General features: G+C 41.6%; 35 protein-coding genes. 19 read left to right on the top strand and 16 right to left on the bottom strand.

Annotated elements, in window-relative coordinates:
• Positions 1-2: 2 nt before the first annotated feature.
• On the bottom strand, positions 3-1,829 hold the full coding sequence (locus ACFSJY_RS18645; protein WP_386038011.1) for a cellulose binding domain-containing protein: 1,827 nt from the start codon (positions 1,827-1,829) through the stop codon (positions 3-5).
• A gap of 297 nt (positions 1,830-2,126) precedes the next feature.
• On the opposite strand from ACFSJY_RS18645, the gene ACFSJY_RS18640 reads away from it, so the two are divergent.
• From ACFSJY_RS18640 to ACFSJY_RS18610, 7 genes are all read left to right on the top strand, one after another.
• Entirely contained in the window at positions 2,127-2,468 is a 342-nt protein-coding gene (locus tag ACFSJY_RS18640) for a Fis family transcriptional regulator (RefSeq protein ID WP_386038008.1), read from the top strand.
• Between the two features lie 35 nt (positions 2,469-2,503).
• Positions 2,504-3,043: a DUF998 domain-containing protein gene (locus tag ACFSJY_RS18635; RefSeq protein WP_386038005.1), complete on the top strand. Its 540-nt coding sequence runs from the start codon at positions 2,504-2,506 to the stop codon at positions 3,041-3,043.
• A gap of 54 nt (positions 3,044-3,097) precedes the next feature.
• Complete coding sequence (locus tag ACFSJY_RS18630; RefSeq protein ID WP_386038002.1) at positions 3,098-3,481, top strand: DUF6559 family protein; 384 nt, start codon at positions 3,098-3,100, stop codon at positions 3,479-3,481.
• Positions 3,482-3,514: 33 nt separating this feature from the next.
• Positions 3,515-3,964 (top strand): GNAT family N-acetyltransferase, encoded by a 450-nt coding sequence (locus ACFSJY_RS18625; RefSeq protein ID WP_386037999.1) that lies wholly within the window; start codon positions 3,515-3,517, stop codon positions 3,962-3,964.
• 105 nt (positions 3,965-4,069) lie between these two features.
• Positions 4,070-4,546, top strand: a complete 477-nt coding sequence (locus ACFSJY_RS18620; RefSeq protein WP_386037996.1) for a DM13 domain-containing protein — start codon at positions 4,070-4,072, stop codon at positions 4,544-4,546.
• 36 nt (positions 4,547-4,582) lie between these two features.
• Positions 4,583-4,954, top strand: coding sequence for a hypothetical protein (locus tag ACFSJY_RS18615; RefSeq protein ID WP_386037993.1), 372 nt, complete (start codon positions 4,583-4,585; stop codon positions 4,952-4,954).
• Positions 4,955-5,140: 186 nt separating this feature from the next.
• Complete coding sequence (locus ACFSJY_RS18610; RefSeq protein ID WP_386037990.1) at positions 5,141-5,530, top strand: hypothetical protein; 390 nt, start codon at positions 5,141-5,143, stop codon at positions 5,528-5,530.
• Here ACFSJY_RS18610 and ACFSJY_RS18605 read toward each other — a convergent pair.
• From ACFSJY_RS18605 to ACFSJY_RS18585, 5 genes are all read right to left on the bottom strand, one after another.
• Positions 5,514-6,881: an ATP-binding protein gene (locus ACFSJY_RS18605; protein ID WP_386037987.1), complete on the bottom strand. Its 1,368-nt coding sequence runs from the start codon at positions 6,879-6,881 to the stop codon at positions 5,514-5,516. The genes ACFSJY_RS18610 and ACFSJY_RS18605 overlap by 17 nt on opposite strands.
• Before the next feature lie 25 nt (positions 6,882-6,906).
• Positions 6,907-7,632, bottom strand: a complete 726-nt coding sequence (locus ACFSJY_RS18600) for a response regulator (protein WP_386037984.1) — start codon at positions 7,630-7,632, stop codon at positions 6,907-6,909.
• Positions 7,633-7,721: 89 nt separating this feature from the next.
• A complete protein-coding gene (locus ACFSJY_RS18595; protein WP_386037981.1) occupies positions 7,722-8,429 on the bottom strand; it encodes a hypothetical protein in 708 nt (235 codons plus the stop codon).
• Between the two features lie 157 nt (positions 8,430-8,586).
• Positions 8,587-9,015, bottom strand: coding sequence for a DUF3019 domain-containing protein (locus ACFSJY_RS18590; protein ID WP_386037979.1), 429 nt, complete (start codon positions 9,013-9,015; stop codon positions 8,587-8,589).
• An 8-nt stretch (positions 9,016-9,023) separates the two neighbouring features.
• Entirely contained in the window at positions 9,024-9,857 is an 834-nt protein-coding gene (locus ACFSJY_RS18585) for a MipA/OmpV family protein (RefSeq protein WP_386037976.1), read from the bottom strand.
• 211 nt (positions 9,858-10,068) lie between these two features.
• Here ACFSJY_RS18585 and ACFSJY_RS18580 point away from each other — a divergent pair, with 211 nt between their 5' ends.
• The 4 genes from ACFSJY_RS18580 to ACFSJY_RS18565 all read left to right on the top strand — a co-directional run bounded on the left by ACFSJY_RS18580 (position 10,069) and on the right by ACFSJY_RS18565 (position 11,772).
• Complete coding sequence (locus ACFSJY_RS18580) at positions 10,069-10,518, top strand: GyrI-like domain-containing protein (RefSeq protein ID WP_386037973.1); 450 nt, start codon at positions 10,069-10,071, stop codon at positions 10,516-10,518.
• A gap of 41 nt (positions 10,519-10,559) precedes the next feature.
• Complete coding sequence (locus ACFSJY_RS18575; protein ID WP_386037970.1) at positions 10,560-10,817, top strand: hypothetical protein; 258 nt, start codon at positions 10,560-10,562, stop codon at positions 10,815-10,817.
• 42 nt (positions 10,818-10,859) lie between these two features.
• Positions 10,860-11,225 carry a hypothetical protein gene (locus tag ACFSJY_RS18570; RefSeq protein WP_386037967.1) on the top strand — a complete coding sequence of 122 codons (366 nt, stop codon included), beginning with the start codon at positions 10,860-10,862 and terminating at the stop codon, positions 11,223-11,225.
• 154 nt (positions 11,226-11,379) lie between these two features.
• Positions 11,380-11,772, top strand: a complete 393-nt coding sequence (locus tag ACFSJY_RS18565; RefSeq protein WP_386037964.1) for a hypothetical protein — start codon at positions 11,380-11,382, stop codon at positions 11,770-11,772.
• 146 nt (positions 11,773-11,918) lie between these two features.
• Here the strand turns inward: ACFSJY_RS18565 and ACFSJY_RS18560 are convergent, their stop codons facing one another.
• Both ACFSJY_RS18560 and ACFSJY_RS18555 read right to left on the bottom strand, forming a co-directional pair.
• Positions 11,919-12,620: a response regulator gene (locus ACFSJY_RS18560; protein ID WP_386037961.1), complete on the bottom strand. Its 702-nt coding sequence runs from the start codon at positions 12,618-12,620 to the stop codon at positions 11,919-11,921.
• 257 nt (positions 12,621-12,877) lie between these two features.
• Entirely contained in the window at positions 12,878-13,174 is a 297-nt protein-coding gene (locus ACFSJY_RS18555) for a DUF2845 domain-containing protein (RefSeq protein ID WP_386037958.1), read from the bottom strand.
• Between the two features lie 327 nt (positions 13,175-13,501).
• Here ACFSJY_RS18555 and ACFSJY_RS18550 point away from each other — a divergent pair, with 327 nt between their 5' ends.
• Positions 13,502-14,281: a substrate-binding periplasmic protein gene (locus tag ACFSJY_RS18550; protein WP_386037955.1), complete on the top strand. Its 780-nt coding sequence runs from the start codon at positions 13,502-13,504 to the stop codon at positions 14,279-14,281.
• A 62-nt stretch (positions 14,282-14,343) separates the two neighbouring features.
• Positions 14,344-15,018, top strand: a complete 675-nt coding sequence (locus ACFSJY_RS18545) for a nitroreductase family protein (RefSeq protein WP_386037952.1) — start codon at positions 14,344-14,346, stop codon at positions 15,016-15,018.
• Here ACFSJY_RS18545 and ACFSJY_RS18540 read toward each other — a convergent pair.
• The 3 genes from ACFSJY_RS18540 to ACFSJY_RS18530 are packed head-to-tail and all read right to left on the bottom strand — an operon-like array spanning position 14,992 to position 16,167.
• Positions 14,992-15,597: an acyl carrier protein phosphodiesterase gene (locus tag ACFSJY_RS18540; protein WP_386037949.1), complete on the bottom strand. Its 606-nt coding sequence runs from the start codon at positions 15,595-15,597 to the stop codon at positions 14,992-14,994. The two genes, ACFSJY_RS18545 and ACFSJY_RS18540, sit on opposite strands and share 27 nt — an antisense overlap.
• 4 nt (positions 15,598-15,601) lie before the next feature.
• The gene (locus ACFSJY_RS18535) at positions 15,602-15,811 is read right to left on the bottom strand and encodes a hypothetical protein (RefSeq protein WP_386037946.1); all 210 of its coding nucleotides are present in this window, start codon (positions 15,809-15,811) and stop codon (positions 15,602-15,604) included.
• Positions 15,811-16,167, bottom strand: coding sequence for a ribonuclease E inhibitor RraB (locus ACFSJY_RS18530; RefSeq protein WP_386037943.1), 357 nt, complete (start codon positions 16,165-16,167; stop codon positions 15,811-15,813). Before ACFSJY_RS18530 ends, ACFSJY_RS18535 begins: the two co-directional genes overlap by 1 nt.
• 73 nt (positions 16,168-16,240) lie before the next feature.
• Between ACFSJY_RS18530 and ACFSJY_RS18525 the strand changes: the two genes are divergently transcribed.
• A complete protein-coding gene (locus tag ACFSJY_RS18525; RefSeq protein WP_386037940.1) occupies positions 16,241-17,110 on the top strand; it encodes an RluA family pseudouridine synthase in 870 nt (289 codons plus the stop codon).
• Here the strand turns inward: ACFSJY_RS18525 and dapA are convergent.
• From dapA to ACFSJY_RS18505, 4 genes are all read right to left on the bottom strand, one after another.
• On the bottom strand, positions 17,107-18,015 hold the full coding sequence (dapA, locus tag ACFSJY_RS18520; protein WP_386037937.1) for a 4-hydroxy-tetrahydrodipicolinate synthase: 909 nt from the start codon (positions 18,013-18,015) through the stop codon (positions 17,107-17,109). The two genes, ACFSJY_RS18525 and dapA, sit on opposite strands and share 4 nt — an antisense overlap.
• A gap of 21 nt (positions 18,016-18,036) precedes the next feature.
• Entirely contained in the window at positions 18,037-18,420 is a 384-nt protein-coding gene (locus tag ACFSJY_RS18515) for a hypothetical protein (RefSeq protein ID WP_386037934.1), read from the bottom strand.
• Positions 18,421-18,425: 5 nt separating this feature from the next.
• Positions 18,426-19,175, bottom strand: a complete 750-nt coding sequence (locus ACFSJY_RS18510) for a hypothetical protein (protein WP_386037931.1) — start codon at positions 19,173-19,175, stop codon at positions 18,426-18,428.
• A 115-nt stretch (positions 19,176-19,290) separates the two neighbouring features.
• On the bottom strand, positions 19,291-20,049 hold the full coding sequence (locus tag ACFSJY_RS18505; protein WP_386037928.1) for a DUF4097 family beta strand repeat-containing protein: 759 nt from the start codon (positions 20,047-20,049) through the stop codon (positions 19,291-19,293).
• A gap of 91 nt (positions 20,050-20,140) precedes the next feature.
• Here ACFSJY_RS18505 and ACFSJY_RS18500 point away from each other — a divergent pair, with 91 nt between their 5' ends.
• From ACFSJY_RS18500 to ACFSJY_RS18480, 5 genes are all read left to right on the top strand, one after another.
• Complete coding sequence (locus tag ACFSJY_RS18500) at positions 20,141-21,427, top strand: CinA family nicotinamide mononucleotide deamidase-related protein (RefSeq protein ID WP_386037925.1); 1,287 nt, start codon at positions 20,141-20,143, stop codon at positions 21,425-21,427.
• Positions 21,428-21,578: 151 nt separating this feature from the next.
• The gene (locus ACFSJY_RS18495; RefSeq protein WP_386037922.1) at positions 21,579-21,905 is read left to right on the top strand and encodes a hypothetical protein; all 327 of its coding nucleotides are present in this window, start codon (positions 21,579-21,581) and stop codon (positions 21,903-21,905) included.
• Positions 21,906-21,949: 44 nt separating this feature from the next.
• Complete coding sequence (locus tag ACFSJY_RS18490; RefSeq protein ID WP_386037919.1) at positions 21,950-23,647, top strand: DUF342 domain-containing protein; 1,698 nt, start codon at positions 21,950-21,952, stop codon at positions 23,645-23,647.
• Positions 23,648-23,674: 27 nt separating this feature from the next.
• A complete protein-coding gene (locus tag ACFSJY_RS18485; protein WP_386037916.1) occupies positions 23,675-24,475 on the top strand; it encodes a YggN family protein in 801 nt (266 codons plus the stop codon).
• Positions 24,476-24,609: 134 nt separating this feature from the next.
• On the top strand, positions 24,610-25,011 hold the full coding sequence (locus ACFSJY_RS18480) for an ExbD/TolR family protein (protein ID WP_386037913.1): 402 nt from the start codon (positions 24,610-24,612) through the stop codon (positions 25,009-25,011).
• Positions 25,012-25,218: 207 nt separating this feature from the next.
• Here ACFSJY_RS18480 and ACFSJY_RS18475 read toward each other — a convergent pair whose 3' ends face one another.
• A complete protein-coding gene (locus ACFSJY_RS18475; protein ID WP_386037910.1) occupies positions 25,219-26,367 on the bottom strand; it encodes an MFS transporter in 1,149 nt (382 codons plus the stop codon).
• Positions 26,368-26,389 lie beyond the last annotated feature (22 nt).

Raw genomic sequence — 26,389 nt, 5'->3', positions numbered from 1 at the left:
TTTTACTCCTCGCCTGCTTGTTCTTGTGCTGGTACGTCTGTACTGAACACTAAGTTAAAGTTGACTGGCACCGCATAACTAATTGACGTTAAATTGGCTAACGTTCTTAACGTTTCAATGCCCGCTTCAAGCCCAAAGTCAGTTGCATCTAGCAAGATAGGTTGACTGTTTTGAACCAAAATACGCGATGAAGATAAGCGGCTTACCTGCACTTGCGTATCTATTTGGATATCAGCGCCATATAAATTTAACACCGCGCTAATGCTCATTGCCTGCGTCGTACCTGTAGGTACTGCTTTAAGTGTCTCGTAGTCTAACGACAAACTCACCTGCGCAACTGGATAGGTATCAACAGCAAATAGATGCTCAGTCATTCGAGTATCACGAGTGTCTACCCCTGTATCGACGCTACTTAAGTCAATTTGTAAGGTTGCTTCTCCTTCAATTGATATGTCGCCCGTTAAGGTGCGGAATGTATGTGTTTCGACCGTGTGTTCCTTTTTTGTAGAAACAAAGTAGAGCGATGAGTTGTTGCTGTCTAACAGATAAGGTAGGCTTATTTGAGGCTCTGAAACCGAAATCGTTATCGGCTCGGCACTTGAACTGGCAGCGCCATCACTCACGATTAACGTTACCGAATAATTGCCTTGCTCTTGATAAATATAGGTAGGCTGAATATCTGTTGATGAATTGCCATCACCAAAATCCCAAAGATACGTTAACTCATCACCATCAATATCGACCGACTGGGCAGCATCGAAGGTAACACTTAACGGCCCTTCGCCAGAGGTTACGGAGGCAATCGCAACTGCCGTTGGTGCATTGTTAATGGTGCCATCGAACGAACATAGGCCGCCTAATGCTGGAATTGTAGGTGCCGTATCAGGTGCAGATTTTTCTGCATTAAAACCAAAATTAATGGTTTGCCCAGCGGCAATGGTTGAATTGTACTGCTCGTTCACAACAGTATAGGGGTTGTTCCCTGTATGGTTACCATGCCATACGCCGGTAATTCTCGTGGCGTCGTCAAACTGCATAAGCACTTGCCAGCCTTCAATGGCTTGATTCGCGGTATTACTGATATCAACACGCGCTCTAAACCCAGAGTTCCACTCTTGCTCAATGGTTAGTTGACATTGCGCTGATTCTGGCTGTGGCTCTTCAACGGTGATGGTTAACTGTGACTCCAGCGTTTGCTCACCACTTGATGCGCTGAACGTAACGGTATACTCGCCCGCAATATCAAATGTGTGCTGTGCATTTTGAGTATCAGCGATAGATTCGTCTTCAACACGCCAAACATAATCCACGTCGTCATCACCTGCCCCTTCCAATTGCGCGGTGAAGTCGACAGTTAAAGGTGCTACGCCTGATAATACGGAAGCGTCGATGTCAATAGAAAATGGACTTTCGTCGTTGTCACCACCTGAGCTGTCACACACACCACTTAGCGTAGGCTGCGAGACAAGTGAGCCATTAGGCTTTGTTCCGTTAAAACCAAATGATTTTGAAGCGCCAGGATTGATCTTGCCATTCCAGCCTTTATTAGTCAGCATGTAAGGGTTGCTTCCATTTAAATTCGCATTCCATGCACTACCAATGGTCTCGTTCTGGCTGAATGCTAGGTCAACTTGCCAGCCATCAATAACTTCAGTGGTGTCGTTGGTAATAACCAATTGACCTGTGTAACCGTTTTGCCATTCATTCACTACGGTAAATTCACATTGTGCTGCTTGTGTTTGAAAGGCCCAGAGAGGAACCGTGATAAGCAAAAATGATGTTGGCTTAAACCAACATTTTTGCCTGTTAAGGTGGGGACAGCTGCTCATACATATATCCTTATTATGATGTATTCAACATAGTCAAAGAGTATAGTTATGAATTGTGCAAGGATTATGGACAAAAATTGAAACAGTAAAAATTTATGATTTACGGGAGTACGGAAAAATATAGCAAACAAAAAAACTATTTGTTTTTTAGTAAGCTACACGTTAAATATCGAACATGTAATCACATTTACATAGTGATAAAAAATTAAGCGATTTTTCAATGGGAATGCTCAGTTCAGACTATTTATTCTTTTCAGCGTGCTTATAGCAACCCATTAGTTAGGTGTTCATGACGACATGCGTAAATCAGATAAAAAACTCGATAACCAGCTTCGCACACTGCTCACTGACGTCTGCGAAACGGCCTTGAAAAACATTCATGGCTTTGAATGGCTGACTCACGTTGTCAATTATTCAAACTTCCCTGCTAGTTTAAAAATTGTCTGCGTATTTGATACGAATGAAAATCTTGATGCTTACCTGCAATCAGACATAAAAACCTCGCTGCAGTCGTTAATTCAGCACGAGTTGAGCAGCATAGGAATTAAAGTTAAAAATTTGGCAAAGCATATCGTTTTTGATACCGAGGAAAATTGTGACATTCAGCACAATGGCAACTGGGCCAAGCGCCTTGGTTAGTGAATCTACTCAGTGAATAACACGTAGACGTCGACATGATAATTTTATTGATACTGCTTTATGTTTTTCTCTGGGCTGGCATTTTTTATTTTGGACACAAACGCCCCAAATACAGCCACATTAAGCACTCTATCAGTGAACTAGCAGAAACTGGCTCTACCTACGAAAAACAAGTGTCATACGGGCTATTTTTCCCCTTTGGTGTTGGCATAATGATACTGGCATATTCGTCAGTTCAACAAAATAGCGCCCCACACGCGACATTCCTGCTATGGGCGGTGGGGCTGAGTTATCTACTTTCTGCATTTTTTCCATGTGATCCAGAAACACCAGCCATTGGTTCTTGGAAGAACATTATTCACAATATTGTTGGTGCTGGCTGTTATGCGGCAATGCTATACCAGCTAAATGATATGATTGATGTTCAAAACAGCTGGATAGCAAATATTGCGTTTATTTCACTATTATCGCTACTCGCCACCTTTCTTATAGGTTGGCCTAGAGGCTTGTTGGGAATTGTTCAACGAATTGCAGAAAGCAGTGTTTTTTTAACGATATTGTTAGGGCTACTATAGAGCGCACAGTAACAAAAACTGATGATGTAGGTTGGCAAAAAGGAGCGAGCCAAGATGTTAGATACTTTTCAAAACAAAGCTTCAATTAAAAATATTGCGAGAACGATTCCCCGTCAGCTCATAAAGCACGCGTCAAAGAAAACGCATTACACCGCTAAAGAAGTTGAGTTCGTTTTTTTAAAGCAATTTGAGTCTGCTACGAACATTCATTACGCGTACGCCATGTTTTGTGCAGCGGGGATATATACTGAGGTGGCAAATAAAAACAACTTTCAAGCCACGTACAAAGAGCTCCGTAGTGAAGTTTCAGATGCTTGTTTTGAAGGTTGGCCGCATTTTAATTTCGATTCTTTTCTGAGCGATTTAGACGACACCTCGCTTCCAGAGACAATAGCTGATGTTGTCGAAATTGGTGCCGACTTTCTTAAAGGGCTTTAGCTTTTTGCTCTTATGAACAAGGACGATAAAACAATGATAATTAGGCCTTACAGCCAAACTGATTGGGCTGCGCTTTGTGCAATACACGACCCAGCGCGCATAGATGAACTTAAAGCGGCCAATTTAGAAGCCGCATTTTTACCACTAACTATTGCGGCAGAGCGCGAAGCACTATTCGAGTACGATGTATTGGTTGCAGAACAAAATGGTAAAGTAAAAGGATTTATAGCGTATGATGATGCAGAAATTGCTTGGCTGTATGTGCATCCCAACAGCTATCGCCAAGGTATCGGAAAAGCTCTTATTCGTCATGTATTATCGGAATCAATAACGCCGTTTAATATCGAACTGTTAAAAGGTAACGGACGCGCATTACAGTTTTATCAAACCTTTGGATTTAAGATAAAAGGCACCTTTACTGGTGACATGCCGGGAAATGAAGCCTTTAAAGTCACGGTCTATGAACTAAGCAATGCGTTGTAATACAGCTGACGGTTATCGCCAATAGGTTGAGCTGAAATGCGCGGTGAAAAAATACCAATTGAGGGATTCAAGTAGCCGATTATTCTTACCAACTAGAGTATTTTTATGAGTATACGTAAATTAATATTTTTATTGCTGTCACACGCAGCAGCTGTTTTTATTGGCTTTGCGGCCGGTATCTATGCCTTACCTATACTCACCGCCCCGCCTGCACCAAGTGCGGAAATGATTTCCCAACGTTCAAGCAATGCCATGTTTACAGCTAAGTTCGTAAGAGAATTGGCAGACAGTGACGCCCTGCACTGGGGCGAAGGCAACGTTTCTATTGCGAATGACTATATTACCTTGATGGGCGAGATTGCTCCTGGCCCTGAATATAAACTTTACCTTTCACCAGAATTTATTGAAACAGAAGCTGATTTTGAACGTGCAAAGCATACGATGGTGCAGGTTGGTGATATCAAAACATTTGAAAACTTCGTTGTGCCCGTGACCGATGGTGTCGATGTCGCTAACTACAATACGGTTATTGTGTGGTGTGAAGCGTTTGGTGAGTTTATTACATCTGCAAAATACCGTTAGATAGCAATGAAATAGTGACAACAAGGAGAACCCCACATGGCAGTTTGGCTATACCTAGCAGCAACTCTTATAGTCTTTATTGGTATAGCCCATTCATACTTAGGTGAGCGCTATATACTTATTCGCTTATTTAAGCGGGATAATTTACCCAAGTTGTTCGGAAGCGACAGGTTTACTATTCAAACTCTGCGTTTTGCTTGGCATATCACCTCGCTTGCTTGGCTTGGTCTTGCGGCTGTTTTGATACTACTTGCATCTCCCAATACCAAGCCATATCAACTCGTATTAATTATTGCAGTAACATTTTCCATTCATGGTGTCATCGCATTAGTGGCCTCTAAAGGCAAACACCTCTCTTGGGTAGTGTTCTTTGCCATAGCGTTTGCTTGTTTCCTAGCTGTAAATTGACAGACCATTTGTATAAATCTGTCAACAGCCAAAGCAACAAAACCCATATATATCAACATATTAAATACTTGACGGTTGTTTACGCACACCTATTAATCTGCCGTTATAAACATTTATACAAATCCATACAGCAACTGACAGGTAATGAACGCACTATTTCCTCACTAAATGAAGAGGAGAGATACCATGTTTACTACATCAAAGATGGCTACAGCAGCTACAATTCTGACACTAACTTTAAGCGCATGTTCTAATACAGGTGCATCACACCGCCCTATTGTGGACGGTGGTGACTTAGCGAACTACGAAAATGACTTACTCGCTTGCCAAGAAGTGGCAAAACAGCGCGGCTATATCAATGCAGATACACAAACGGATATGGCTATTGGCGCAACTGCCGGGGCTTTAGCAGGTGCAACAGAAAGTGGTGAAGATTTATTGGCTGGCGCTGTTATTGGTGCAGCGATAGGCGCTGCTGGTGGTAGCTACAAAGCCAAGGACGAACGTAAGTTTATCGTGATTAAGTGTATGCAAAATCGTGGCTACAATGTCGTTGAGCCTACGACTTCTCACTGATTACTTTGTTAGTTTTCAAAGACAAATGATGGGGCCAAGCCAGTATAAAGCTTGCCCCTCCTTTTTTTGACTGTCCGATTTTAACACTGCCCTGATGAAGCTCTATAAAACGCTTTACTATTGCTAAACCCAAACCAATACCACCCGATTTGCGATCTCGGCTTTGATCTAGTCTAACAAAAGGTTCAAAAAGCGCCTGCCACTGACTTTTTGGAATGCCAGGACCATCGTCATTCACAGCGACCACCACATCTTTACCTATAACGCTCACATCAACGTCAATATGTTTGTTTGCGTAACGTACAGCATTGCGTAACAAGTTATCGACCACTCGAGAAATCGCGTCTTTGTCGATCTGACAGTCGTTCAGTTTCTCGCTGCCTTCAGAATCAACATGTACATGAAAGTGTAAGTCCGGTTCAGTCACCACAAAACGCTCGGTGACCTCTTCTATCAATTCAGCTAGATTGACTTTCGTAATGTTTAGCTGCGGCTCTTCACGGTCAAACCTTGCGTAAATCAACAGCTCATCAACCAACGCATCTAGCTCTTCAATATTTTGGTCCATGGTATCGATATATTGATGAATAAGTGCTTTGTCATCTTCATCACGAATGATTTCCATCGCAAAGCGAATACGCGCAATTGGTGTACGTAGCTCATGCGATACAGCATGTGAAAGTTCTTTGTGAGATTTGATTAGGCGCTGAATGCGCGACGCCATTGAATTGAAGCGCTCAACTAAGTTGAGCATTGGACTGGGTACTTGAGTGCTTGCCCTTGCGCTGAAGTCACCTTTACCAAATGCGGTAGCTGCCCGAGTCATCGACATCAAGCCTTTTGAGATAGGCCACACCCAAATAAATACAATAAACGCGAGAGCGATAAACAAAATCAACGCATAAACTACATCTGATTGGACGAATGGCTCACCGTAGATAGGCCCCAATACCATTATCTGGTCGGTATTGGTAAGCCGCTTGAAAAACCAACTTTCGCCAGCAATATCATTGAACAGCGGTACAATACCGCCAGCGCTCAAATACTCAAGTTGTTGAGAGGAAAAAGCGACTTCACTCGCTTGCTCTATCACTTCCAGTGAGTTGATTTCAACTAACTGCACTTGGTAACCAAAAGAGGTGGCCAGCGCTTCTAAATGCGATGGACGCTCATGTTCTGGATGTCTTCTGAGCTCGGTGTCTAAAAGGAAGAAAGTGCCTTTATGTAGCTCGACGTCTGAGGTTAGCTGCTCTTCAGTAGAAACCGTATTATATAGCTTGTCGATGCTCCAGCCGAGACCGACTAGCGTAAGAATCAACAATAAATATAACCGAAAGAACAGCTGCTTCATTTAAAACATCTTCCTACACACATGACTACCAAGCGTCAGAAACAAATAAATACCCTTTTTTCCACACCGTTTTTATTTTTTGTGGCTTAGTCGAATTGTCCCCTAGCTTTTTGCGTAAACGCGACACCAGCATATCTACTGTACGGTCGAGTCCGTCATAACCAAAGCCGCGTAAATTATTCAAAAGATCATCACGCGTTAAAATGCTATCGGCATGAGAGGCAAACTGGAACAATAAAGCGATTTCATTAGTAGTAAGTTCTACCGGTTCATTCGCCAAATGCACTTCTTGTTTGCCTTTATCTACACGTAAATCACCGTGAACAATAACACCGTTTTGGTATATTGGTTTGTCTGACGCTGAGGGCTGACTATGTGTGCGTCGAAGCGTGGCATTAACTTTGGCTAACAGCAAACGTGGTTTGACTGGTTTACAAATATAGTCATCCGCGCCCACCTCAAGACCAATAATTTGATCAATGTCGTCAGTACGGGCGGTTAGCATTAAAATAGGGGTATCTATTTGCGGCCGCAATTCGCGACAGATATCTAAACCATTCTTACCTGGCAACATAATGTCAAGAATAACAATATCGGGTTTTGCACTTAGTATCCTTTCTACTGCATTATCACCATGCCCTTCAACAGATACCGTAAACCCTTGTCGTTGAAAATAATCTTGAACTAAGGATGCCAAACTTTCGTCGTCTTCAACGAGGAATACATGTCCTTGATTTGCTTGTGTGGTCAATGAATCTCTCCCGGTTCATTTTAAACCTCGCACTCAAGCGTCATGCTCAAGTGCGATTTTGATAAAATGACAATAATGTCATTGTACAACTAAAAGCGAGTTGCGAAATAAATTCCTGCACTTTTTTCAAAGATATCATCAGCTTTGTAGCCATTGTCTTCAGCATCAAAGTCTGAATAACTAACAAACATGCCAACATCCATTGTTTTTGACAAAGCGTAGTTTAACCCGACAGAGCCAGCATTTGCCGAATCATCTTCAAAGTCTCGTAAATCGCTGTATGTGTAGCTAGCAAAAGCGCTAACATTGTTTATTAGGTTTTGTTGAATGCCAACGGTGTAGCGAATTTCTGAGCGATCATCTCGTTTATCTTCTCCCCAATGAACATAAGCGGTAGAGAAGTACGCCGCTGTATCACGATTAAATACATACTTACCGGTAATATCAGCATAAACGCCGTTTGAATCATCTGCACCACGAACCTCTCGCTGGCCTTCAAAACCAATACCAAATGTAAGCTCTAAACCTTTACCGTGCCCGTTGTTCTCGCGTTCCATAAAACGGTAGCGTAAATCGCCTAAGCTGATACTAAAATCGTCTGTAACACCATATGCAATGCCTGGCGCAACAATCCATTCATCTTCACCATCAGTTTGCTCGCCAAACATTAATGCACCAGAGAACATAAGTTCACCGTCCGCTAATGTTATAGGACGTTCAATAACATTTTTGGGCGTTTGTGCCATCGCTGTAGATGTAAGACCAAGTAAAAGTAATGTGCTCGCTAATTTTTTCATGTTTATTTCCTTTAACAATTTATGTGAGTGACTTGTTGAGGAAAAGGATAATCAGCGGTTGTGTCTTAATCTTTAGTGGTTCTGTGGGTTTGTGTGGCTTTCTGTCAAAAACTTTGGGAGTTGTCAAAAACTGTCAAGACGTTGAAACATTTAGGCGCTAGAAAAAGCGTAGGAATCGACGGCGACGCTTTGCTCGAATACGTTGTTCTAATGTGCCAATCACATTCACTGTCGCTTCAATTACCACCGTGTTGTCTCCAAATGGTTTGAGCACGTAAGTGATTGGTTTATCCGACTGGAATGTCAAAACATGACTGCCTGACCAATTATTGTCCCAGCATTGCAAAGGCACGGTTTCTTCGGCTTCATACAAACAATAATGGCCTGCAACAGGCATTTCCCAAATCAACGCTGCTTTCACCTCACACAAGTAGCTATCTTTCTCTAGCTCACACACATTGGGGCTAGCGGTAAGAATAGGCTGTTTCATGGTCAGCGAAGCTTGCGACGGTGCCTCTGTTTGCTGAGCGTGCAACAAGCTAGGCATGCTAAATACCGCAAAGAGGGCCAATAATAGTCGCTTCATTGCGTGGCTTAGAACGTCCATAACACCCCAACACTGATGTTATAGGCTTCGTTCCGATTGTTAACAATTGGACTGTCATTAATGGCATCACTGAATGCAGAGTAGCTCGCGGCAGCAATAACTGACCAATCTTCGTCAATAGGTCGTTCAACATAAAGCCGAGCCGTCGTGATTAAAGCGCTATCTGCTTTGTATGCCGGACGATAACTGGTCGCCTCTTCAGGGCTTACCCCGTAGTAGTAGTCAGTGGCATTTTCATCGATATAGGTGACAGAAATACCCGGCACGAACATGACGTACTTAGTGAAATAAGGGCGCGATATGTCAGCTCTGGCAATGGTACCGTTATGTTCATTCAACGCATCGTGAAGCAAGGTCAGACGGAAATCATACTTTTTCAAAATACCAAAGTACTCAACCCCCACTTCCATTGAGCTTTCACGTGTGTTGATGCCATCAAGCAGGTTTCCGTTTTCTTGCTCTTCTTCAGATATTTCAAAGAAATGAGATTCTGCCACAAGGTTGAGTTGTCTAGTCTCACTTTTGTGAAGGGTGTAGCCGAAGGTAAACGGCCTACCAGAATATGGGGCAACTTCTGCGAAAAAATTATCAAAATAGATGCCTCCAGATGCAACGACATTGATACCAATTTCTTTGTCATATTCCGCAAGGCTCTCGATCAAGCTTTGTTGATAAAAAGCGACGACGCCAAGATCAAGTTCCCAGTGGAAACCACTCTCTTCATCGTTGTCTAACTCTTGATGCTGTGTCTCATTAGCGTTGGTAAAAAATGACGTGGATATTATCGCCATTAACAAGGCTAACCGTTTTATTATGTTCATAGCTTTCCATGTTTTCCTTGGCGATGAATTCTTATCGTTGTTGTTTAGCCAAGGTTAATAAAGTGTAAAGTTTAGCTCTTCATATTTCTAGCGCCAAAGCGCTAAGAAACTGACTTTTAAATACATTCTTACATTTAATTTTGAACAAATCTTGTCTAAGCTAACGCAGCAATTCCCCTAGTCAGTAAGCAACATCAAGTTTGGAGAAGCAATGAAAGTAAAGCACTTTGACGGACAGGTAGTTCATGGACTTAGCGCACGCACCAACAATGCTAATGAATTCAATCCTGAAACAGGAAAAATTCCAGCTTTGTGGCAGCAATTTGACCTGCATGTACCTGTTAACTATCAAGCTGGAGAGCGCGTATATGGTGTATACGACGATTACGCATCAGATTTTCAAGGAGACTTTACGGTGTTGGCCGGCTTTGACGGCCGTGAGTTACCCAAAGGTATTACGCTCGAAAAGCGGAATATTCCCGCCGGTAAATACCTCGCTTTTTCAAAATCTGGTGACATGCCACAAATAGCCATTGATGCTTGGACAGACGTTTGGCAGTACTTCACCAGCGACAGCTGTGCACACGAAAGGCTATACAAAACAGATTTCGAATATTACCCAAACGGAAACACCATCGAGGTGTACATCGGTATCAAGTAGTAAAATAAAGCAACGACCCACTGCATTTCAAGGAAGAGCTTATGGATTTAGACACTCACCTCGCCAAGCTAGAAAAACAAAACAGAGACTTATTCGGCCCCGCGCATCTATTCGCCATCATCGTGATTTGTGCCGCTGTGACGATTACATTGGTTGTCACAGTTGACCCTGTATTCGGATTAAGTAGTGCTTGCTTTTTGCTCTTTACTAGTCACTACTTTTACAGCCAATATGCGATAAAAAAGCTAAATAACCGCATTACCCTCTTGCAAACAAAACTAGAACAACGGGATAATTGACGGGTTAACACAACTCAAGATTTTGATAACAAGGATCGTTTGATGAAATACCTATTTGTGTTGGTGCTTGCTTTGTGCGCCTACAAATATTTTGAAGCTACAAAAATAGAGCAAGCCCAACAGTCCATGCCTATAAAAACATACAAAGATGTTTTCGATAAGCTGCAAGTGGCCGATGTGAGCAATCATGAGCTTTTAACGGCTGCCAGCCACTTCGCCCTAAACCTATGTGACGACGACAGCTATCAGTCAGCCGGTGGAGAGACTAAAGCATCCTGTATCGCTAAATTTGAAGCGTTTAGAGAGATGTGTGCGGAGCGTATTTTCACGCAACCAATATTCACACAACAAGATGAGCCGCAAATTAAACAACTCACAAAGCGCTTTGTTAACTGTGTCGGCACTTAACCAATCACCCAGTCGTTAGATGCGCATCAAATCAGTTTGAATAAAACTAATACGCATCGGCGACAAATAAACATAGTCGAGATGTAGTGCGTGAATATAAATGCCTTTATCATAAGTTAATTACGCACTAACACATCTAGAAGGCAAAAAATTCATGTTAACTGAAGCTGCACAGTCAGAGTGGTTATTACAACAAAAGCAATACGACAGCTACGAAAAATGCTCCCTTGGCATAAAGCTTATATCCATAATCATCACGGCCGCATTTTTTGCTTTTGATCAAGCCGGTTTTCTCTCTCAAGCGATTTTGCTGATACTGTGGTTCCAAGACGGCATATGGAAAACATATCAAGCGCGTATTGAGGGACGTATTTTGTCTCTTGAGCAAGATACCGAGCCTTTTCAGTTTCACACACAATTTCAAGAAAACCGACCAAGCACAGGGAGTCTCATAAAAGAATATGCGCGAAATGCATTTAAGCCGACAACAGCATTTCCCTATATCGTGCTAATGATTTTAGTTTTTATGAGCGACTTTGTTTTTTAACAATCAAGGACGTTTATTAGACGAGCGGGTGGAAATACAAGGATATACAACAGAGAAAGGCAATGATGATATGAACTAAAAAAGCACCTTTACGGTGCTTTTTTAGTTTAAACAACTCGTTTGGTTATGTTAATTGAAGGATGTAGCTATGCAGCATCATCTTCAACAAATCGATAACCAACGCCATATACTGACTCGATAGAAGCACGGTCAGCGCCTATAGCAACAAGCTTCTTACGTAAGTTTTTAATGTGGCTGTCTACAGTTCTATCACTGATATCTCGATATGTTTCGTACACCAAGCTAATTATTTGTTCCCGATTGTAGATGCGATTAGGGTTGCTAGTTAGCAGCTTGAGTAAGCTAAACTCAACAAACGTGACCTTTTCTGTCTTTTCTAGGTACTTAACAACGAGTTTATTCTCGTCAAGTTGAAGCTGATTTTTTTGAATTTCTGGCTCTGCATCTTGGGCATTAATTGCGGCAGTTCTTCTTAATATGGCTTTAATACGCAGAATTAGCTCTGGTGCAGAAAAAGGCTTACATACATAGTCATCAACTCCCGTCTGCAAGCCTATCAACCTGCTAACCTCATCTGACTTTGCCGTTACCATAATAATAGGTACCTCAGAAAAGGTACGGATTTGCTTTGTTAACGTCACACCATCAACTACAGGTATCATCACATCCATTAGTATAAGGTCTGGCTTTGCATGACGCACGGTAGACACAACATCTTCACCTGTTTTAAGCCACTGCGTGTCGAATGCAGACGCTTCCAAAAACTGGAACATAATTTGTCCCAAATCTTCGTCGTCTTCTACCATCAAAATTCGTTGTTGTGTCATTGGTTGTTTACCGCACCTGCTCAGCAAAATTTAGTATATATGAAACCGAAAATAATCAGCGTCAGATATCCTATTCAGTGGAAAATAAACGTAAATCTTCTACAAAAAGCACATAAATCATACTTTATTTTTATTCAAATAAACCAATAAAAACAAGCACTATGCAAAACAAAGACGCCCTTTCCACATTATTTCCGTAATTTTGCACAATTCACCTTAATTTACCACATTGGTTAACACCTTTTTCACCTATCGATTCACGACGATTCAACAATGCTAAACAATCTGCCACCTTTAAATGTGAAGATAATCAAAGGTGCTGAGGGTGACTTTTTCAATTTATACAGCAGCTTTTCAACTTTTACTTGGTCGGCCCCACTCACCACATCACTATCGAGCGGTGTTCCGCAAATAGACATGACTTTAAACTTTTCCATGCCTCCTCGAACATGACCACCTTTACACCGGATAGTCGCTCGTTCTCGTTCAGCTGCTGCAATCGACTCTGTCCACAAAGCCAATACACAAAGTGTCACCAAGGTATATTTCATCATGTTGCTCTCTACTGCTACTTGCCTTACTTTGATATAGAACAGATTTTTCCATAAATCTTTCTCTCGCGTACTTTCATACTAGTTTACATTTACACGGTGAACATTCGCTGAATAAACTAAACCACGACATTATTCGTTTTTGTTCACGCACGCGGTACAGGCACACATCAAAACAATCACGAAAAACTACTAAACCATTAGTAGACACGATTGTATAAAAAACAGCTAACACCTTGTTAAATAGGTTCTTTATTGTCATTGATAATGGATGTTTTCATCGAATTTTCATGCTAAGTTCGTTAGTGGTATTTCACACGAACATAGGTTTTGATTATTTTTCGCCCGTTGGTATTTATATTGGTTTTGCTTGGCTCTGCAACTGCCGTTGCTCAACAGCTAAGTAATGCGCCTGTCACTATTACAATTGCGAAGCCTGAACAGGCCTATCCGCCATATCATTGGTTAGAAGATGGCGAAGTAAAAGGGCTAGTGCCTGATATTATCGCAGCAACATCCAAAGCGATCGGCAACGTAAAAGTGGAATATAAAGTTATGCCATGGAAACGCATGTTTGAGTTGGCTAAATCGGGCACTATCGATGCCATTATGCCAATCAACCTGAATGCCGAACGTCAATACTATTTAAATTTTGTATCAGAGCCATTGATTATGGAGCGAATGAACTTTGTTACCACCAATGCTTTCGATGTCGACTTTTCAGGTAACTTAAACGACATTTCTCAATTCGATGTTGCTGGTATTGCCGGTTATTATTATGGAGAGGCGTATCAAGCAGCAAAATTCAATACTATCGAGCTTCCAAATGAAGAAACTCAGGTAAAAATGCTACTTGCAGGACGATTTCCGTTAGCACTATTAGATATAAATATATTGCCTTTCTACATCAATAAGCTAGGCGGAGAAAAAGAGCACCAAGTCAAAGTTCTAGAGCCACACTTGTATGAAGCAGCACTGCACTTAGCTTTTGCTAAAAATGGTAAACACGCGTTACAAGCAGAGACATTTTCTCAGGCGCTTGTGAAGCTAAAAAGTTCTGAACAATATCAAGACATCTTATCTACTCACTTAACAACAGCCGTTGATTAGGGCTTGCATCATTTTGCGACTCAAAGGATACTCGTGCCAAACAATAAAAACGAGATATCTTTATGAAAGCACATGATTGCTCTCCTTTAACCGACTTTGTCGAATATCCACCAGAAGAAATGCTGTCCCGCTCAGAAGCGTTTTATCAAGATATTAAGCGTCGTCACAGTATTAGAAAATTCAGCGAGCGTCCTGTCGCCAAAGAAATTATCGAAAACTGTATTAAGTCCGCAGGTACAGCACCAAGTGGAGCTAACCATCAACCATGGCAATTTGTTGCTATCGAAAGTTCAGACATTAAAAAACAAATTCGTGAACAAGCAGAGTTGCATGAACAGGGTTTCTATAGCGGTCGCGCGGGTGAAGAATGGCTTGATGCGTTAAAGCCACTAGGTACAGATGCACAAAAGCCTTATTTAGAAATTGCTCCTTGGCTTATTGCCATTTTCAGTGAAAAGAAAGGTGGCATTTCTGCTGAAGAAAAAAACACTAACTATTACGTGCACGAGTCTGTTGGTATTGCAACAGGATTTCTGATCAGCGCGTTGCACAATGCCGGTTTAGCGACATTAACTCACACGCCAAAGCCAATGTCTTTCCTAAACAAAATTTGTGGCCGAAGCGACAACGATCGTGCGTACATGTTATTGATAGCAGGCTACCCTGCTGAAGATGCTACTATTCCTGCACATGCGCAGGTGAAAAAGTCACTAGATGACATTGCGACTTTCCTGTAATTGCTGATACGTATTCAGAGAAAAATCAATAAGCTCAGGAAAGAAATCTAAGAATGCCTGTTCATACACCTGGTATGCAGGCATGACTTCTTCACCAGCACCCATCAGTTTGTTTTCAAAACGTATCCGTCGACTAATGCCATTAAGCGCATCTGCAATAGCGACAGGCTCTCTGTAGGCAAGTAACCAGTTGCCTGAAATCATACGAGTAACCATTAAGGCCATTTTCTCCGGCATATGTGTCTTATTTGCAGCTAACTCTTCGTAACATTGCTGAGCAAAAACCTCTAAGGTATCACTGGAGAATTTCTCAAAGTGTTTCGCGAGAAAGTGATCGAATGTGACATCAGCAATAATGCCACTAAAACGTCTACGTTCTTTTGACAACAGGCTTTTCAATGGTTCTACGCTAGGGTGTTGATCTGTGAATTTATCGATATGGCGATGCAAGTAAACACCAACTTCCATTGGTGGAGGCAAATAATCAAGCTTGTTGCCTTTGACGAAGTCTCCCATCAAATTGCCAACGCGCACTTGCGACTGGTTAGGGGATAAAAACAGATGGGCCAGGTAATTCAAAAGTTTACCCAATATCTAAAGCGATATCTGTGCACCCTTTTTTGCAAGATACCTTAGCCCGCTGTTCGTCGTTTGAAGATACAAAGACAAGCATATCTCTGCATTGTTTGCAGTTCACGCGCTTACCCGCAAGTACTTTTTTGATAGTCGCTTTTTGGTCGTTAAACGACTTCTTACTTTGCTGTTGCAGCGCCCCGAGCGATGTTAGATCCACTAGCTTAATGCCTGACAATACCAACCATCATATTGCCCTTGGAAGTGTTCACTATGTTCGATAAGCAATGCCTGGTATGCAATGATGTTATCGTACGACAACAACATTCTTGGATAAGCAGTAATTTCCCATGGTAGCTGGTCGTTACCTTGGTAGGTGCAAAATGAAAGCTTCTGTCCATGTTCGAGCAATAAGTGGCCGAATTTCAATGCTAATTCTTGGCTCGGAAATATAACGGAAAACTCAACCTCGTATTCTTGTTCTAAATCGATACCTTGCTCAACCATTTGTTCAAGTTGGCGCGCAATTTCATCTTGCTGAATATCGTCTTGCAAATCTGTAGGCTGCTCACTCATGTGGACTTCCAATAGGTAAATATACGTCTACCTGATATTATTGGGCACAATTAAGAAAAATAAACTCTAATCTGTGAAAACTTTCGAAATTCATCACCATCATCAAGGTCCCAGTGAGAAAGCAATAGATATTCTCAAAGCACTTACTGATTTATCTACCTCAGAACTTAAATCGGCTATTTCGAAAGGCGCATTATGGCTTGAGCAAAAAAGCAAAGTAAACAGGCTTCGGCGGTTCAAGAAAGAAGTTTCTGCCGGTGACTCATTACACTTTTATTTTAACGAAAAAGTGTTGAGTGAAGTCCCACCAACAGCAAAATTAATTGAGGATTGTGGCAACTACAGTGTGTGGTATAAACCCTATGGTATGCTTGCTCAAGGTTCAAAGTGGAGCGATCACTGCACGATAATGCGATGGGCTGAACAGCATTTACCTAATGATAGAGTTGCCTTTCCTGTACACCGATTAGATCGCGCTACTTCGGGTATTATTGTTATTGCCCATGCAAAAAAAATAGCACGAGCATTCGGAAAGTTATTCGAAACACATGATTTGGTAAAACAATATCAAGCGATTATTCATGGCAAATTATCAGCATCTCCATTGACGAGTGTTGCTCCTGTCCATGATAAACCTGCCAAAAGTACCTTTAAAGAGTTGGATTATCAAAGCGGAACTGATGTGAGCCTAGTTGAAATAACGATAGAGACTGGTCGTAAGCATCAAATAAGGCTGCATAGTTCAAGTATGGGACACCCGATTGTTGGTGACCGTTTATATAATCCACATTTTAGGTCGCATGAAACGCTGAATTTGCAACTTTGCGCGACCTTTTTATCGTTTGTCTGCCCTACTACTCATCAAGAAAAACAATATACGCTCCCGAATGAGCTGCAGTTAGATTTCCTAGGAGTAGCAGCGCAGCTTACAGCTAGCAATTAGCTTGCGTAAATAAAGTCGCTATCGGACAACAAAGACAAATTTTCACCGACTAAGTCGGCTGACTCAAACGCTTTTAGTAACGCAAGTCCTTCTCGACGTTGAACCTCAGTTAATGCTTGATAAGGCAGTCTAAACACTTTTTCTACGGCATTGGTCATCATTAAAGCGGTATTAATCGCAATCGGGTTAGGTTCGCAAAATAGCCATGACATTAATGGTTGAAGGCGCTCATTTAATGCATCATCTTTATTGTCCATTAATGAGCGCATAAGCTCCGGTACAATATTAGACGTCACAGAGATTACGCCATGCGAGTCAACATGATGTCTACCATCATGAGACTCATCGTCATTACCTGACCAACACGCTATCCCTCGTTGTTCGTAATACGCAATACGTTCATTACCAGCACACTCTTTAACACCAACGAAGTTTTCCAAGTCTGCGAGAGGCTCAATGATATTTGGCGTCAAATCCTGCCCCGTGCGTCCAGGTACATTGTAGATAAATGCAGGACCAATGTTTAATACTTGCTTGAAATGCTCAATGACACCACGTTCAGACGTACGGCCGTAGTATGGATTTATTTGAAGCGCCGCATCCATTCCGGTAGCAAAGCCATTTTCAGTGGCTTTTATGGCCTCACGTGTATTATTACTCCCCGTATTTCCGACGATAAGTAAATCACTACCGAATTTATGCGCACTGTGGGCTATTAGCATCAAATGCTCTTCCCAACTCAAAAGGTGCCCTTCCCCTGTCGTACCACCAACAATAATACCATCTACACCAGCCTTTATTTGGCGCTCAACGAGCTTGTCATAGGTGTCTAAATCAATATCACCTTTGGCATTAAAAGGCGTTTTAATTGCAGTTATTAAACTAGCATTTTTAATGGTTTGCATTACGGGGTCCGCTACAGTGATTTAACAGTGCCCGATATTATCAATTACCCTTTTTAGGATAAAGCTCTCTTTTGACAGGATGTGTTCATAAGCAAAGCTGTCTGCGGTTAATTGTGTAACTTTGTAAGCATGGTAATTATCTGGATTTGCTAAATCAGCAGACATCATCTTTTCATCAAGCACTTCATTTTTGGTCATTGTGAAATGAATATCACCAACAAGTCCCCAATCACCTAGCTCGATTTCTTGTTGAAGAATATCGCCACTGTTAGACATTGTCATAAAGCAAAATTCAAAACTGCCATCACCAAAAAACTCAGCATGTTCTACAAATGGATTACCACTATCGTCAGTATCATTCCTGACCCACTGACCAATCAACATATTGCGATTAAAGTTGCTCACCTTACCTACTCTTCAATTTGGTATTTCTTTTTCAACGACTGAATTAAATTCTGATTGTCACGAAGAAATACGTTGAATTTTTCAATCACTTCAGGGTATCGAATTGACGAAAAATGATAATAGTAACGTTGATTATATATGTTTTCTGCCAATACAAGCTGTTCATTCGAGGACAATTTTTGTAACGAATGACGAATAACATTTTTATCTATGTTGGTGGCTTCTGCATTACCAGCTATAACATGCTTAACAACTGAAACTGGTGAAGATTCCTCGACTATTTGTAGCTTTCCAGCTCGGACTTCTGTTAGCCACAGCGTTGGATGAAATCCACGTATAGTGGCCAAACGAGTGACATTGTTTCGCGTATACGCTTCATTATTTTTCAATACATAAGTGCCTGCTGTCAGCTGAATGATGGGCTCAGAAAAATGAATACCAAGCTTATTGGTGTGATCTTCCCGCCATCGAAAATTGTCGGGAAACTTAAAGTCAATATTATGCTCGATGTACCATTTATCAAAGCGCTTCACCGGCAATGCAACAAACTTATACTTGTAGTTGTTCTTTTCGAAAAAACTAGCGAGTAAGTCTCTAGCAAAACTTGGTTTATTGACATTTTCGCTCTCGAAATCGAATAACGGATAATAGCTAACGTCTTCGACCCCAACGAGATACTCCTTATCCTGCCCAACTGCGTGAAAAGCTGCGCAACAAGTAGAAAGAAAAAACAGCAGGAATAGTTTTTTTTGCATGAAATATTTATATTTTTTTAATCACCTAACTTGTTCAGTCTAGTCACTTTATTTGCAACAAGCATAAAAAAGCCGCGTCTTTCTCAAAACGCGGCTGTAAACTTTAGCCCGAGATCTAATTTTCAAAGACTTTAATACCACCATTAACGCTTTCAAGTGACATAGATGTAGTGCCGTTGCCAACAGTGCCTGTCATACTTCGACCTGAGAACATACTTTTTTCAATATCAAAGCTAAAATCTGATTTGATGCTGCCGTGCATAGTTTCAGCGTCTACACGAATGTCAGGGTTACTTGGCAAAAATACCTTGATACTGCCATTGACGGTTTCTATCTCAATATCTTTCACTGCAGTTAAGCTAGTGTAACGCGCTGTGACACTGCCGTTGACTGAATTTAGTTTTGCGTCTCCGTCCAATTCAGAGACATCAATAGAACCATTGACTAGATCAGCATCCAACTCACCCGATACTCCCTCTATTTTTAGAGAGCCATTAACTAAATCAACATCTGTTTCAGACATGTTGTCAGGTAACCAGACATCATAATTGACATCACCCGAGTTATTGTTACCCCAACTACTTTGCTTGTACTTAGTTTCAACGTCCACTTTATTGCCATTTTGAACCATATCAATTTTGATACGTTCAAGTTGAGATTCAGATTTTGCACTTACAGTGGCGATAACTTTTATTTGGTCGTTGTCCGATTTATAGATGTTGATTGCACCGTTAACATTATCAATATCGAAAGAGGCGCCTTGCTGGACATCAAACGTTTTCTCAATCACTTTTTCTTCATCTGCCATCACCAGTGGTGATACTGCAAAACTTGTTACAAATAAAGTAGCTAGCGTCTTAGTTGCTGTCTTCATGTTTGTTCCCTTGCTTGTTATCTTTTATTGAATTCATAGTTTATGATGCATGCACTTTGCAAAAGGTTTAAACGTTTTAAGGAAAAATTTAATGTTAAATATTCAGCTGCTATTGACTGGTGATGAGCTAATGTCTGGCGATATTGTTGATAGTAATTCGGCAATGATAGCGCAAGAGCTTGCCAACATTGGTTTAGCCATTAAAAAGAAAGTCACCGTAGCTGATGACATCCAAGATCTTATAGGCGAGATTGAACGTTTAAGTAGCAATGCTGATGTACTTATTATCAACGGTGGACTTGGTCCTACCATTGATGACCTTACAGCCGAAGCGCTCTCGCAAGTGTCAAGCAAACCTATCGCTCAACATCCTGATGCGTTAGCTCACATCACCCAATGGTGTGAGAAGCGAGGTTTCGCGTTAAATAAGCCAAATTTAAAGCAAACCATGCTGCCGTCAGGTTGCAGCATTATTGCTAATGCGATTGGCAGTGCGGTTGGATTTGGGTTAGTTCATAACAATTGCCACATTTATTGCACGCCTGGCGTACCTGCGGAACTGAAGAAAATGGTTCGGGATGAGATAATTCCGATGCTAAAAAAACAGTCGCCAGATACGAGTCATCACCATGTAACACGTTTTCAAGTGTTTGGCGTTGGAGAATCTAGCCTACAAAAAATCGTAGATGAAGAATTGCCAGATTGGCCTGATGATATTGAACTTGGCTTTAGAGCATCCATGCCGCTACTGGAATTGAAACTAACCACGAAAACTACCAAAGCACTGGCGAGCAAAGCACTCTGGATAGAGAAAATTAGCCATTTGTTAGGCGACCATCTTGTTGCCGAGATCGTAGACGGTCCAAAACCATTTGGTGAGCATGTTCAATTACTGCTAAAGGAACAAGGCAAGAAGGTAACATTTGCCGAGTCATGTACGGGTGGAATGATAGCCAGCAACATGACCCGTGTAGCAGGCTCCTCTGCAGTATTTGACGGCAGCTTTGTAACATATGCCAATCAACAAAAAACTGACATGGTTAATGTTTCTCCAGAGACACTAAACAAGCATGGCGCGGTATCGCAGCAAGTGGTGATAGAGATGGCAAAAGGCGCCCTTGCCAAAACAGGTGCCGATATTGCTGTAGCTGTTTCAGGTGTAGCAGGCCCAGACGGCGGAACAGGGGAAAAGCCTGTTGGTACGGTTTGGTTTGCATGGGGAGACACAACTGAAATAAAGACCGTTTGCCTATTACTTCCTGGAAATCGTTATTATTTTCAACACTATGCAACCGCTGTCGCGCTCGATCTCGTGAGACGTAAGTTAATAAAAAGTAAACAAGAGCCAAGATACGTCAAAGAAAGACGAAAAACCTGATAAATAGGTTAAATTACCGTTATAAAATTTGCGTGTTTCGGCGAAAGTATAATATATTCAAAGAATAGGATTTTAGGTATATGAGACAGCAGTTTAGTTATAACTGTAGTAACTGCTACATACCAACGACATTAAATAACGAGGTTACGTTTTGATCGAGAAAAATTATATTACCAGTGGACGCAACACGGTGATCCACAAAGTGAGAAAAATTGACTTGATAATCGTGAACGGCTCTCACCAAACTGTAGTGGTCGGCCACAGAGGCATTGAACCCTACAATGGCGTTGTACCTCGCAAGAAGTCAGAAGCGAAGAAAGCATACCAAGAAGTTATTGATCTTGGATCAATTGAAGTATTTGGTGAAGAGAAGAAACTTTTATTTGTACAAGCACTCGACAATAAAGAATACAAAATCGATTACACCAAAGAAGGCACAGCTAACTTTATTAAAATTCATCAAGAAAACTATATTTAAGTACAGTGCCTACTTGAAGGAATATGCAGTAATTAGGGCAATCCATGACAAAAGCAAGTTTAGTTGCGAACAATAAAAATAACGTAGACTTACTTTTAGAGCCGATTAAAGGTGGCGACTCAATAAACGACGCTTCAGTGCTAGATCTGATACAGGCGTCAGAATACAGTCATCTTGTCGTTAATAAAGCTAATATCAAAAACGCTATTGCCGAGCTTAATTCGGTACTTAAACCTCTCCAAAGTGGTGCTTCCGGTCGTGAAATTCGCTACGAAGTACTTACCCGTAAAGATGCTGAAATAAAAATCAACATTGATAGCGAAGAAATGGTCGCCGAGGCTGAAATTACTACTGCTATCGGTGGTCAGCACCTAAGTGCAAAAGCCATTCTTGATGCATCAAAGGCAGCTGGTGTTGCTAAAGGCTTTAGCAAAGAGCAATTGATAAAGCTGGCACAAACGGCTGCTAAAGCTGAGCCAGGTAGTATTGTCAAAGAAATCATTGCGAAAGGACGTGAAGCGCAGAACGGTAAAGATGCGCGTATCAAGCCCTTAGTGCAAAGCGCACAAGAACGTATTCTCCGCCCTAAAGAAAGAGAAGACGGTAGTGTTGATATGCGAGACCTTGGCGATATTATTTGTGTAAAAGTGGGAGATCCTCTGGCACAGAAAGTGCCGCTTACACCAGGTGTGAAAGGCTATACCGTAACAGCCAAGCCGCTTGAGCCAACCCCTGGAGAAGACACGCAACTGGTCCCTGGTCAGGGAACGATATTAAGCCCTAAAAATCAAAATGTACTTGTCTCTACCCTCGTCGGTTTACCAAAAATTATCGACAACGGCATGGAAGTTGACGAAGTCTACAAAATTAAAAATGTAGACATCAGTACCGGTCATATCGATTTCAAAGGCAGTGTTATCATCGACGGTGATGTGACAGAAGGTATGCGAGTAGTCGCTACCGGGGACATTACCATCGGCGGCTTTGTCGAATCCGCTCAAATTGAAGCGGGTGGCGATATTACCATCAACAGTGGCATTATCGGTAAGAAACAAGATGTTGAAGATTCTAACATCAGCGATTTTGAGATGAGTGCCTTAATTCGTTGCGGCGGCCACCTTTATGCAAAATATTGTCAATATGCCGATATTGAATGTGGCGGCAATATGCGTATCGAAAACCAACTTATGCACAGCCTTGTTGAAGTGGGTGAAACACTTTGGGTTGGCGAAGAAAGTAAGGCAAATGGCAAGCTAATCGGCGGCCTAGTTAGTGCTGGAATTTCAGTGCATGCAGGCATTGTAGGTGCTACCGCGGGCAGTAAAACACTGGTTAATTTCAATAAGCCTTTGGAAGCCTTTGAAGTGCAACTCCAAGACATTGAAGCGCGCGCAGCTATTGAAGATGAAAAAACCAATGAACTGAAAGCAGCCCAGACTAAGCTAAAAAAATTGCCACCAGACCCTAAATCAAAAGCCATGTTACAAAAAGTTGTTACAACTTATCAGTTCCATGCAAAGAAACTAGGTGAGATACTGGCTGAGAAAGAGCAAATAGAAACACAGCAACAGGAGTTTATGGCATCAGTGTATGTCGAAGCGACGGAAAAGCTGTATCAAAGTGTTGAGCTCACCGTTGGCGATTATCACGACAAAACCAAACGTGAATACCCGCCAAGCAAGATGATCTACAAAGAACGTAAGATCATTATTGATCCGATTATTAATAAACAAAGCAACTAGAAGTAGCTGCTTAGCTCAAGGTCTATTGTGAACAAACGATCTATCGCTGCCCTATCTGCGTTAAGCTTTTCTGGCCTTTTTAGCAACAGTGCTCTTGCTGAGCACTGTAATGTCAACTTCAACTACGGCGTAATCATTGATCCGAAGCACATTCGTATTCTTGATGAAGGTCAAACCCAATTTCAAATCAATCACGACAAACAGCTTTTCGTGCTAGGCCGAGAGGTTGAATTGGATGACCAGCAAGGTGAACTAATTTCCACGTTCAGCAAAGGCATTCGTGCACAAGTACCTGAAATAGTGTCAATAGCGATTGAAGGTGTCGAAATTGGCCTGAAAGCGGTAAACAAAGTGATTGGCGGTTTAACCGGTGAAAACAGCGCTTCTCATCGTAAATTGCAAGAAAAGTTCGATGAGATGCAATATCGCTTACGTAAGAAATTTAATCATAGTGATGAAAGCTACTATATTGCTCCGCAAGATTTTGATGATTTTGATGAGATTTTTGCCGGTGAATTTGAGCAAGAGATCGAAGAGATCGTTTCTCAATCTATTGGCACGATCCTTATGGCTGTCGGCGATGCTATGGCAAGTAAGGACGAAGATACCATAGAGCAACGTGTCGATGCTTTTGGTGACAAGCTGGAGACCATGGGTGAAGAGCTCGAAGTAGAGATTGGACAAAAGGCCAATAATCTTGAGCAAAAGGCAGCGTTATTTTGCCAAGCATTAATAAAATTAGACAAGACAGAGTTTGAGATTCAAACCTCAATTCCACAGCTTTCTGGTTACAATCTAATTTCTGCTCAGGCTGGCGAACACCAATAGCGTTCTGTATAATCAGGCACTTTACAAATAACACTAACGACATATCCGTCGTATTGTTGCAAAAACGCATTTTTAGATTGCCCTTACGAGTATATTCGTATATTTTGTAGCATCAACGATATTAGGAGGGGAAAATGAGTCGTAAAAGAAAACATGAAGACGGCCAAGAAGCAGATGTAGATATGACACCGATGCTAGATATTGTTTTTATCTTGCTTATCTTTTTCATCGTAACAACATCTTTCGTTAAAGAGCTTGGTTTAGAAGTGACTAAACCTAAATCAAACAAGTCTAACGCTAAATCTAGCCCAACGATCGTTGTGAAGATCTCTGATAATGGCTTAGTTAACTTTAACGGCAAGGCAGTAGATATTGAGCGTCTTCCGGCTCGTATTGAAAACTTCCTAGCGAAGAACGCTACTTCAACAGCAGTTATTCTTCCTAGCTACAATACTCGTCACGAAGACGTAGTAGCAGTAATTGATCAAGTGAAGACATTTGATGAATTAACAATTGCTTTTGGTAAGACCGAGTAATTCGGATAACCAAAATAAAAAAGCTCCTATATGGAGCTTTTTTTGTGCCTAATAAAAATGGGCGAAAACATCTACACAGCTATCAATATCCGTACTTACTGATGATGTCAGATCAATAATCAAATTCACATGTCAGTAATAAAACTGCATTTGAAGGCTATACCGGTAGGCTTTATCTCTTCGTTTTTACAGACTTGCACATGTCGATTATTTTTTAGCAACCATCAACAACCCAGCAAAAAAAGCTCCTGTCAGAGCGCACACGCCAGCAGCAATATAGCTTAGTTCTATTCCGGCGCCATCTTGCCAGAGTAATCCAGCAATATAAGCGCCCAAAGCACCGCCAACACCGTATACACCACTTATATAAATAGCTTGTCCACGATTATGTTGGCCGAATTTGAAATGCGATTGAATAAACTGCATTGAAGCACTGTGGTACAGGGCATAGCTAGCAGCATGCATCACCTGAGCGATAATCAGCAAAGGCAAAACCTGGCCAAGCTTAGCACTTATCAACCAGCGGATACCCGTAATCGCAATACTGAAGGTCAATACTTGGAAAACTGAGAATCGTTTAAAAACACGTCCCATCAGCACAAATATCAACACTTCTGCAACCACCGAAACGCCTATCAAGGCACCAACCGCATAGCTTGGGTAGCCTAAATCCCTTACATAGAGAGCAAAGAAGGAATAATATGGTCCAAAGCTAATTTGCAGCAACAATCCCGCTAGAAAAAAGTAAACGAAGGGCAAATTAAAAATCCGCTCACTCATGCCTTTCACTTCGTTGCGCGCTTTGCGACCCCCTTCTCTTTCTTTCATCGACAACGTCGACAACCATAAACCAAACAGTACCGCTAAACCCAGCGTTAAAAAGCTCTCACTTCCCAAAGAGGCTATTACTTCGCCTCCGATAACAGCAAGTGCAATAAAGCCGATACTGCCCCATAGGCGAATGCGTGCATATATCTTGGGGTTATTACGAAACGAATTTAAGGTAAGCACTTCGTACTGAGGGAGCACACCTGTCCAAAACAAGCTAAATGCGGCTAGAAACAGTGTGATCGGCCAATACCCATCAACAAAGAAAAGGCCAATAAAAAATATTAGCGATAAACTAGCACCAGCCCGAATGACGCTCAATTGTCGACCAGACTTATCCGCAAAAAACGCCCAAAACGTTGGACCCACAATTTTGGTCGCGGTGAAAATGGCTAGCATCTCCCCCATCGACTGTGAGCTAAACCCCCTTCCCTCTAACCAAACAGCTAGAAAAGGCATCGCTAAACCTAAAACGGCGAAATACCAAAAATAACCATTAGAGAGTCGCGTAAAATTACTGATGTGCATGAGATAAAAAAGCTCGCCGTAG

Source organism: Thalassotalea euphylliae, from assembly GCF_042682785.1.
GTDB classification, from domain to species: domain Bacteria; phylum Pseudomonadota; class Gammaproteobacteria; order Enterobacterales; family Alteromonadaceae; genus Thalassotalea_F; species Thalassotalea_F euphylliae.
Note: the sequence above shows the minus strand (reverse complement) of the source record. Positions and strands in the feature narration are given on the sequence as shown.

Coding starts and splice junctions, on each gene's coding strand:
- ACFSJY_RS18620 (WP_386037996.1), top strand. CDS start 4,070: ATGAGTATACGTAAATTAATATTTTTATTGCTGTCACACGCAGCAGCT.
- ACFSJY_RS18490 (WP_386037919.1), top strand. CDS start 21,950: ATGACAAAAGCAAGTTTAGTTGCGAACAATAAAAATAACGTAGACTTA.
- ACFSJY_RS18475 (WP_386037910.1), bottom strand. CDS start 26,367: ATGCACATCAGTAATTTTACGCGACTCTCTAATGGTTATTTTTGGTAT.
- ACFSJY_RS18500 (WP_386037925.1), top strand. CDS start 20,141: ATGTTAAATATTCAGCTGCTATTGACTGGTGATGAGCTAATGTCTGGC.
- ACFSJY_RS18530 (WP_386037943.1), bottom strand. CDS start 16,167: ATGAGTGAGCAGCCTACAGATTTGCAAGACGATATTCAGCAAGATGAA.
- ACFSJY_RS18560 (WP_386037961.1), bottom strand. CDS start 12,620: ATGACACAACAACGAATTTTGATGGTAGAAGACGACGAAGATTTGGGA.
- ACFSJY_RS18565 (WP_386037964.1), top strand. CDS start 11,380: ATGTTAACTGAAGCTGCACAGTCAGAGTGGTTATTACAACAAAAGCAA.
- ACFSJY_RS18545 (WP_386037952.1), top strand. CDS start 14,344: ATGAAAGCACATGATTGCTCTCCTTTAACCGACTTTGTCGAATATCCA.
- ACFSJY_RS18570 (WP_386037967.1), top strand. CDS start 10,860: ATGAAATACCTATTTGTGTTGGTGCTTGCTTTGTGCGCCTACAAATAT.
- ACFSJY_RS18510 (WP_386037931.1), bottom strand. CDS start 19,175: ATGCAAAAAAAACTATTCCTGCTGTTTTTTCTTTCTACTTGTTGCGCA.
- ACFSJY_RS18605 (WP_386037987.1), bottom strand. CDS start 6,881: ATGAAGCAGCTGTTCTTTCGGTTATATTTATTGTTGATTCTTACGCTA.
- ACFSJY_RS18505 (WP_386037928.1), bottom strand. CDS start 20,049: ATGAAGACAGCAACTAAGACGCTAGCTACTTTATTTGTAACAAGTTTT.
- ACFSJY_RS18640 (WP_386038008.1), top strand. CDS start 2,127: ATGCGTAAATCAGATAAAAAACTCGATAACCAGCTTCGCACACTGCTC.
- ACFSJY_RS18590 (WP_386037979.1), bottom strand. CDS start 9,015: ATGAAGCGACTATTATTGGCCCTCTTTGCGGTATTTAGCATGCCTAGC.
- ACFSJY_RS18635 (WP_386038005.1), top strand. CDS start 2,504: ATGATAATTTTATTGATACTGCTTTATGTTTTTCTCTGGGCTGGCATT.
- ACFSJY_RS18555 (WP_386037958.1), bottom strand. CDS start 13,174: ATGATGAAATATACCTTGGTGACACTTTGTGTATTGGCTTTGTGGACA.
- ACFSJY_RS18480 (WP_386037913.1), top strand. CDS start 24,610: ATGAGTCGTAAAAGAAAACATGAAGACGGCCAAGAAGCAGATGTAGAT.
- ACFSJY_RS18645 (WP_386038011.1), bottom strand. CDS start 1,829: ATGAGCAGCTGTCCCCACCTTAACAGGCAAAAATGTTGGTTTAAGCCA.
- dapA (WP_386037937.1), bottom strand. CDS start 18,015: ATGCAAACCATTAAAAATGCTAGTTTAATAACTGCAATTAAAACGCCT.
- ACFSJY_RS18610 (WP_386037990.1), top strand. CDS start 5,141: ATGTTTACTACATCAAAGATGGCTACAGCAGCTACAATTCTGACACTA.
- ACFSJY_RS18630 (WP_386038002.1), top strand. CDS start 3,098: ATGTTAGATACTTTTCAAAACAAAGCTTCAATTAAAAATATTGCGAGA.
- ACFSJY_RS18580 (WP_386037973.1), top strand. CDS start 10,069: ATGAAAGTAAAGCACTTTGACGGACAGGTAGTTCATGGACTTAGCGCA.
- ACFSJY_RS18585 (WP_386037976.1), bottom strand. CDS start 9,857: ATGAACATAATAAAACGGTTAGCCTTGTTAATGGCGATAATATCCACG.
- ACFSJY_RS18595 (WP_386037981.1), bottom strand. CDS start 8,429: ATGAAAAAATTAGCGAGCACATTACTTTTACTTGGTCTTACATCTACA.
- ACFSJY_RS18625 (WP_386037999.1), top strand. CDS start 3,515: ATGATAATTAGGCCTTACAGCCAAACTGATTGGGCTGCGCTTTGTGCA.
- ACFSJY_RS18575 (WP_386037970.1), top strand. CDS start 10,560: ATGGATTTAGACACTCACCTCGCCAAGCTAGAAAAACAAAACAGAGAC.
- ACFSJY_RS18615 (WP_386037993.1), top strand. CDS start 4,583: ATGGCAGTTTGGCTATACCTAGCAGCAACTCTTATAGTCTTTATTGGT.